The sequence below is a fragment of the Siphonobacter sp. genome (assembly GCF_048595215.1).
Classification (GTDB): domain Bacteria; phylum Bacteroidota; class Bacteroidia; order Cytophagales; family Spirosomataceae; genus Siphonobacter.
On the sequence record NZ_JBMDWJ010000379.1, the window covers coordinates 1 to 7,475 of the forward strand.

A 7,475-nucleotide genomic window follows, 5' to 3' on the forward strand; every position below is an offset into this window, starting at 1 on the left:
TAACTTTTCCCATCCGGAATTTCACAAACGCGAAGCCACGCTCATGAGTAGCCGCAATGCCACCCGTGAGGATTTTGAGCACGTGGTTGACAGTATGAAGAAGGGATTGGTTGATCCCAAAACGTACATTACGCACGAAGTACCCTTCGATCAGGTAAAAGACGAATTTGCCAGTTGGCTAATCCCAGCTACGGGTGTCATTAAAGCCATGGTACACGTAGAATAACTGTATACGTACGGATTACCCAAATAAAAAGTTTGTAGTAATGCTGGAAAAGTGATGTATTAATTGTACTATAGGAAAGACATAAATGCCTGTAAATAAATCAGTTAAATAAGCGGAATTTTAAGTATTCTAACAGGAGGTTAAATGCCCTGAAACAAAGCATTTAGAAAGTAATATATTTGTACATCCTATTATATTGACTTGGCGGTGATATATAATAGCAACGTAATTGTTAAATCCTGTCGTTGGTGGCGACAGGATTTTTTTTGTTTACTACTTGCCAAAGTATTCATACAGTTTTAAGAATACATTTATTCATAAAACACGCTTACTTAAAACGATTTTTTACTTCGACCAATCAGGTGATTTTACAAAAAATCATCCAATACCTTGCCCATCTATTTATCTCTCGTTACACCATTATTTCTATGTCATTTCATAAAATGACTTATGTCTTACCATGAGTGTACGTTATAATTAGAGTTTATTTTAAAATTATTGATTTATAGTAATAAAATATTTTGTCAATTTTTTAATCCGAGATATTTAATGACTATAAAAGGTAGCGGCCTGTAGTAGCCGAAAGGGTTCCTTCTTTCTCTAGTAATAAATCAGTGTATAACGGATTGCTTTTTTAAAGTCATAAAGGTGTTAAAAGTGAACCTTTGTTTTAGAAAAGTTAGCAACAAAGGTGAGTTCATTTATACGCTATATTTTAGGTGATGCTAACGATGTAATTAATTGATTTTATCGCCTTATTAATTCTTATATCTAGTTTTAATTCTTTAATTTATTCGCTATTAATAATGAAAATGTGTGAGTTTAATAATGTATATATTTATTACTACTTTTTGAAGATATAATAAAACCTATTACGGATGAATTTGTGAATTAGTCTGTTGATTAAATTAGTGTTTTAGGCGTATCAATTTTTTAAACTACGAGTTTGAACACTATTTTTGATCGTATGAATGAGAAACGAGCCCAAGCTTTCGCCCTGTTCGATCAATACAATGCTCAGTCCCCCGAGACCATCGTCTGGCAGGGGAACCACTATCCATCGGAAGTCTTTTATGCGTTACAGCTCCACGACTGGGTGCGTAAACTCGATCCGCAGGCCAGTGAAGCCCTACTGCTGGCCTCGCGATGTCAGCACATTGGTCGTTGGGAAATCGCCCGTAGTACCTATCCCGAAGGCCGGGTAGGGTATCTGAAATGGCGGAGCGATCTGGCGAAACACCACGCAGAGGTTTCTTCGCAGCTCCTCGCTCAGGCGGGGTACGACGAAACCACTATCGAACGTGTTCGGCAGATCAACCTGAAGCAAAAAGTAAAAACGGACCCAGAAGTACGAACCATTGAAAATGCCCTTTGTCTGGTCTTTCTTGAGTTTCAATACGATGACCTCATTGAAAAACTAGGGGCAGAAAAAATGATTGATATTCTCCGGAAAACCTGGGCAAAAATGAGCGAACCCGGACATCAGGCGGCATTAACGCTCACCTACAGTGCCGAAGGTAAACGTTTAATTGAAGAAGCCTTACAGTCCGAGTAAACGAGGTTTATACTTCCTCACAAGGGATTATACAGGCCATGTTTAATGGCAAATACAATGAGGTCAGCCGTACGGTTGACCTTAAATTTTTTCATGATGTTGTTGTAATAGCCCTGTACGGTATGAGCACTCAGCTTGAGATAATAGGCGGTTTCTTTAATGGTCCGGCCCATACAAACACTGGAAAGTACTTCCCGCTCCCGCTGAGTTAAGTGATAGACTACCTGCTCATCGACGAACAATTCGTTGACTAAATGACTCGTGATGCTCTTGCTGAGGTACTGTTTATCCTGCAAAACGGCTTCGACAGCCTGATGAATTTCCTGTAGTGAATCCGATTTGGAAACGTAGCCATCTGCTCCCATACGGAGGGCACTCTTTACGGTATGGGCGTTGACCAGAGCAGAAAGGGCTAGAATTTTACTAGTAGCGTATGTTTCGCGAAATTGGCCCAGGAAATCCAGACCATTCACTTCCGGCATCATAATATCCACAATAATTACGTCTGGGTTCAGTCCTTCCGATTTATCGATGAATTCCTTGCCGGAACCAAAACATAAAACTTCGTAAGCACTTGAATTCAAAGATAATGCAGTTTTGATGGATTCGGCCACCAGTAAATGATCATCTATGATTGCTATTTTCATGCGTGTAGTTTCGAGTAGAGAAAAGACAAAACTAAGAAACCAGACTACAAGATCATAGAAGTAAAGGCGGCTTGTATGATTATAATCGGAAAGTAAAGAAAGGAAATTTTGATTAAACCTGATTAGATTACTCCAACTATTCGCTTATTCATGATAATTAATTACATGGAATCAATCCTGGAAAGTAATAAGGGATGTTTTCTTAAAGCATTGATGATAACATACTTACCCTGAAGGAAGCCGATTGATCGCTTTCGATTTTCGATAAACAAACAAAAAACAAGTGGGCCTTACGGTCGATTAAAAATAGGCATTGGTAGCTGAAATGGTACCGTATCGAAGGTAGTTTTCAAATACCTACCGGTTTTTGCTAGACGTCAGCTAAAAAGTACTTGGTTCAGTACCAAAAATCATTCTCTGACTAATCCACGGAAAACTAAAAACCCCTGACCATCCGATCAGGGGTTTTTAACTATCTAAAACAGGGTTTCTTTAACTTTCTCCATAAACCCATCCGCACCGCCCGTCATCTGCTCCTGCTGAGCGTAACCTTCTGGTGGCGGCGGAGACAACTTGGGTTCTGGCCCATACGGACGGGCGTGTTCGTACGTGAACTGACCTTTGCCGTCAATGGACGGGCCTGATGCCCACCGGGCATCGGGAGCCTCGGGTTTATCAATATCGGTAGAAATAAAGGTGTAAGCGAATTCCGAAGGCTGGTTGGTCATCGGGAACGTGTTCGGAATCGGCAGGGCGTTTTGTACCCCCCCCAGCTCTTCCAGTACGGCCAGCCATTGATTCTGGTGCATGGTATCGCGGGCAATTAGAAAAGATAACATGTCTCTCATGCCCGGATCATCCGTAGATTCGTAAAGGCGGGTAGCTAATACGCGGCCCGTTGATTCCGCCATAACGTTGGCGTACATATCGGCGGCCAAATTACCGCTGCCTACAACCCAGGAACCATTAAAAGGGACCCCATTGGAGTCTACTGCCATCGCTGCTAATCCAGCCGACAAGTAGTGGCGGGGGTCCATACCCCCCAGGATGCCCGATATAATAGGGCTCTTACCCGTAATTTCATCCACTACAGTACTGCTAGCTCCTTCCAAGTTCAGGGCAACTGCCGTAGCCAGCATTTCGATGTGGGCCATTTCTTCGGTGCCCGTTTCGAGTAGCATGTCTTTGTACTTTTGAGGTCCTCGGCTTCCCCAGGATTGAAACAAATACTGAAGGCATACGCGAATTTCCCCCTCGATGCCGCCAATAGCTTGCTGTAGCATACGAGCAAAGGCCGGATTTGGTTTGTCCACCCGTACCGTGTACTGGAGTTTTTTGTCGTGATAGAACATAAGTGAAATGAAGTTTGAAATGTGTACTACAATCGGGAAGCAGAAGGGGAACTACTTCCGAGATTCAAGCTCAGAACGCGAAAACTTCAGTCCAGTCAAAATTTTGTTAATAAAAGCAGGCTTTTTTTTCCCAGATAAGGAAGAGAAGCCAACAGTAGTAGATCATATTACTCTATTTGCTATACGTAGAATGGACATCCTGTAAGAACTATGAAAAATTGGGGCTATACGTACGCAACAATCGTTATAGCCTCAGCAAATAGGGGACTGACTCACCTATGTAGGCTTACGTAGCCTTATCACGCGAAGGCAGAAGTATCCGTTTCTTCGGAATAAGGCAGAGCCGTTTGATCCCACCAATAGGAACTCATTTGCTTAAAGTAGGCAATCCAGTCCTGATAACGCCGGGGTTTAACGATGTACGAAGCAGCCCCGAAGGTGTACGTTTTCTTGACATCCGTACCATCTTTGGAATTACTCAAAGCCACGACGGGAACATGGTCGTAGTGGTTTTCGGGATTCTTCAATTCCTGTAGTACCTGCCAGCCCGTTTCGCGGTCGGGTAAATACAAATCCAGCAAAATGAGTTTGGGGAAAGGCTTTTTAAGCAGCGAACGGGTGATTAGATACGTTAAGGCTTGCGTTTTATTCTGAGCCCAGGCCACTTCAATTTCCGGAAGGCTGACCTTTAAGGCGGCCTGCATAATAGTCCAGTGATCGGGGTTATCTTCGATGACTAGAAGGCTGGCCTCATGATAGTTGTGGAAGTGTAAGTCTTCGATCTGCATAGTTTTAAAGGATTGGATGGTTAGTGGTTCAAATATAAAAATTAGCAGATGACAAAGCTCTTATAGTCAGGGATTTGTACTTTTTTCAAATGATTTCTTCACATAGGTTAAGTAAATGGATAAGTATACGGAAGAAGCTATACGCAGGCGGCATTACTTTTTAGCTAACGGAGCCTTCCGTAGTACTCACGATAACTGGTTGTTTCGATGCCTTCCGTGTTTATTTTCAGTAATGGTATTCAGCTCCACGTCCGGCAGGAAGGTCCCGCTGAGGGACCCTTGATTCTGCTCTTGCACGGCTTTCCGGAATTCTGGTACGGCTGGCGACATCAGATTACGGCACTCGCCGAAGCCGGATTTCGCGTCTGGGTACCCGACCAGCGGGGCTATAACCTCAGTGATAAACCAGCGGGAATCCAATCGTATACGCTCGACAAACTCGCGGCTGATATGATAGGCCTGATTGATGCCGCCGGAGTAGAAAAGGCTACGGTAGTTGGGCACGACTGGGGTGGGGGCGTCGCTTGGTACATGGCCATGACGTATCCCGAACGGATCCATCAACTGGTCATTTTGAATATGTCCCATCTGGCGGCTTTTGGCGAAGTACTGCGGCGGCATCCCCGGCAACTGCTCAAGAGTTGGTACGTGGGCTTTTTTCAAGTACCCTGGTTGCCGGAATGGCTCGCGAAGCGGGGTACGTACTGGGCCATACGGCGGATGCTACAACGCACCAGTCGTCCGGGGACGTTTACGGATGAAGATTTAATGGAGTATCAGAAAGCCTGGAGTCAGCCGGGGTCCGGCGGAGCTTCGGCATTTCGGACCATGGTCCATTGGTACCGGGCCTTCGTTCGACACCGACCGTCGGTACAACACCGGGTTACCGTACCCACCCTGATTCTTTGGGGCGTTCGCGACAGTGCCCTGATCCCGGAGTTGGCTACGGCCAGTAAAGCCTGGTGCACGAATGCTGAATTGATTTATTTCAAAGAGGCAACGCACTGGCTGGCCGCCGAAGAAGCAGAGGCCGTAACGAAGTGGATTATTCAAAAAGCTAGGGCATAAAAAAAGCGGTAAATCCAGAATCTTCTGAACCTACCGCTTTTTCGTAAGGGATGGATTAGGGATTAACGACCCAAAGCTGAGGATTCAACGTCCAGGCATTGTCGTAGAAACCCGCGAGTTTCACGCCTTTGCTGCCTTGCTTGAGTATGTCAAACTGATAGATCATGAAATCCGGGAAACCGCTGGCTCCGGCAAAATACTGGTTAGCCTCGGCGGCTTTCATTCCTTTCAGGCCCGTACCACTTACCACCGCTACGGAAGCCGTGTTCGAGCCCTTGATGGGCCATATAAAGTACGCACCCCAATCGTCGCCCTGGTAGGATTGCGTACCGGCTTGTACCCGATTTCGCTGAATTTGAATGGGGCAGTCGGCTAGCAATAACTTCCACGCGGCATTGCTTTGAGCATTTCCGAACAAAATGACACCCCGGTCGGCGTATTTAGCCAGCGAGTATGCTTTGTCCGGAATGATGTCCACGGCTCCGTTGCCCCGGTAATACCAGCTTTCGGCGTCGAAACGAGCTTTCTGGCGGCTCCATTCATTTTCTTCGGGTGTTCCCTGCGTTGAGTACACAAAAACCATCCGATTCCGGAAAGCATCCTTGAAGGTACCGTAGCGATGTGGTCCTTTCTGATCTAGTCCGGGAGCCGTGCGGATCGCCCATTGCTTGCCTTCTTTAGCCAGAAATACGCTGTCTTTCGCCTGTTTCGGCGTAAAGCTCAGAGCATTTAGGCTATCCAGGGTAATACGGATCGGCGTATTGGCGACCACATCCGAAAAGACCAGTTTCAGTAAAGCTACGTTTTCCGTACGACCCGATACGCCCTGCTGATTACGCGTCAGCTGAATACGGCTGTACTGTAACGGGCGTTCCTGCTGCTGAATGCTCGCCCAGCGGAAGGTGGAGGAAATACCCGGATTGGCCGTCATGAAATCAATCGATGTAACGGTTGAATCCACGGGCCGCTGATGCCATTTGAAATAATCAAACAGGGGTTTCCAGTCTACGCTCTGATCGCCAAACCAGTGCTCGCCACCGGGATATTCGTAATAGCTGAAATCCGGATGAAAGTCACCCAGAAGTTTCTTCATCTGCCGGGCATACGTGACGGGTACCGTACGATCCGCGTCTCCGTGCAACACATAGACCCCTAAAGGTTTATAGTTGGAAACCAGCTTCAGTACATCGCTCTGGTTGCCAGATTGTAGCAATACTTGTTCCATCGGATCCTGACTCGTTGCCGGAATCAATCCGTCCGCCGAGCCGTATTCTTTCAGTGTGGGGTAACCGGCACAGGGTGCAATGCCCGCCCACTGATCGGGGTAGGTCGCTCCGAGAAACCAGGTACCATGTCCACCCATCGAATGGCCCGTCAGGTAAACATGCTGTGGATCGGGTTGAAAACGATTTTTGGCAATCGAAAGCACTTCCAGGGCATCCAGACGACCCCAGTCTTCCCAGTTAAAGCCCCGCGGGCGACGGTTGGTAGCAGCGACCAGCGTACCCCAGTCTTTGGGTTTATAGGCCCGGGCCTGACCACTGGCTTCCACGCCCGCTCCGTGTACGGAGAGGAAAAGGGACTGCTGCGAACGCGGACCGCCCATCTGTGGCGTCACGGCGTAATATTGTAGACTGCCGTCGATACTACTGACGAATGTCTGACTGTAGGATGCACCGCTAGCCATGGCTTCTACCGAAAGTTTGGCCTGATCAATGGGCTTTCCCTGTTGCAGAAGCGTGAGCCGAACGTCGTGTTTGCCGGGCGTTGTGGCTTTGCTTCCGTTGAAACCAAAGGCCACTTTACGGAAAGAAAGAGCCGGAATCGCGGGTAATTCGG

Annotated in this window: 6 protein-coding genes and 1 pseudogene; 3 read left to right on the plus strand and 4 right to left on the minus strand. The window is 46.6% G+C overall.

Going from position 1 to position 7,475, the window contains the following annotated elements; genetic code table 11:
* Window positions 1-226, plus strand: a pseudogene (locus ACOJTG_RS23290) (alcohol dehydrogenase); the annotation flags it as partial.
* A gap of 967 nt (window positions 227-1,193) precedes the next feature.
* On the plus strand, window positions 1,194-1,781 hold the full coding sequence (locus ACOJTG_RS23295; RefSeq protein ID WP_420156005.1) for a DUF4202 domain-containing protein: 588 nt from the start codon (window positions 1,194-1,196) through the stop codon (window positions 1,779-1,781).
* Between the two features lie 17 nt (window positions 1,782-1,798).
* Here the strand turns inward: ACOJTG_RS23295 and ACOJTG_RS23300 are convergent, their stop codons facing one another.
* The 3 genes from ACOJTG_RS23300 to ACOJTG_RS23310 all read right to left on the minus strand — a co-directional run bounded on the left by ACOJTG_RS23300 (window position 1,799) and on the right by ACOJTG_RS23310 (window position 4,568).
* Entirely contained in the window at window positions 1,799-2,428 is a 630-nt protein-coding gene (locus ACOJTG_RS23300) for a response regulator (RefSeq protein WP_420156006.1), read from the minus strand.
* A gap of 476 nt (window positions 2,429-2,904) precedes the next feature.
* The gene (locus ACOJTG_RS23305) at window positions 2,905-3,780 is read right to left on the minus strand and encodes a manganese catalase family protein (RefSeq protein ID WP_420156007.1); all 876 of its coding nucleotides are present in this window, start codon (window positions 3,778-3,780) and stop codon (window positions 2,905-2,907) included.
* A gap of 299 nt (window positions 3,781-4,079) precedes the next feature.
* Window positions 4,080-4,568 (minus strand): response regulator, encoded by a 489-nt coding sequence (locus ACOJTG_RS23310; protein WP_420156008.1) that lies wholly within the window; start codon window positions 4,566-4,568, stop codon window positions 4,080-4,082.
* Window positions 4,569-4,775: 207 nt separating this feature from the next.
* Between ACOJTG_RS23310 and ACOJTG_RS23315 the strand changes: the two genes are divergently transcribed.
* Window positions 4,776-5,636, plus strand: coding sequence for an alpha/beta fold hydrolase (locus ACOJTG_RS23315; RefSeq protein ID WP_420156009.1), 861 nt, complete (start codon window positions 4,776-4,778; stop codon window positions 5,634-5,636).
* Window positions 5,637-5,691: 55 nt separating this feature from the next.
* On the opposite strand, the gene ACOJTG_RS23320 is transcribed toward ACOJTG_RS23315, so the two are convergent.
* Window positions 5,692-7,475, minus strand: a 1,784-nt coding sequence (locus ACOJTG_RS23320) for a prolyl oligopeptidase family serine peptidase (protein ID WP_420156010.1), incomplete at its 5' end; no start/stop codon positions are given.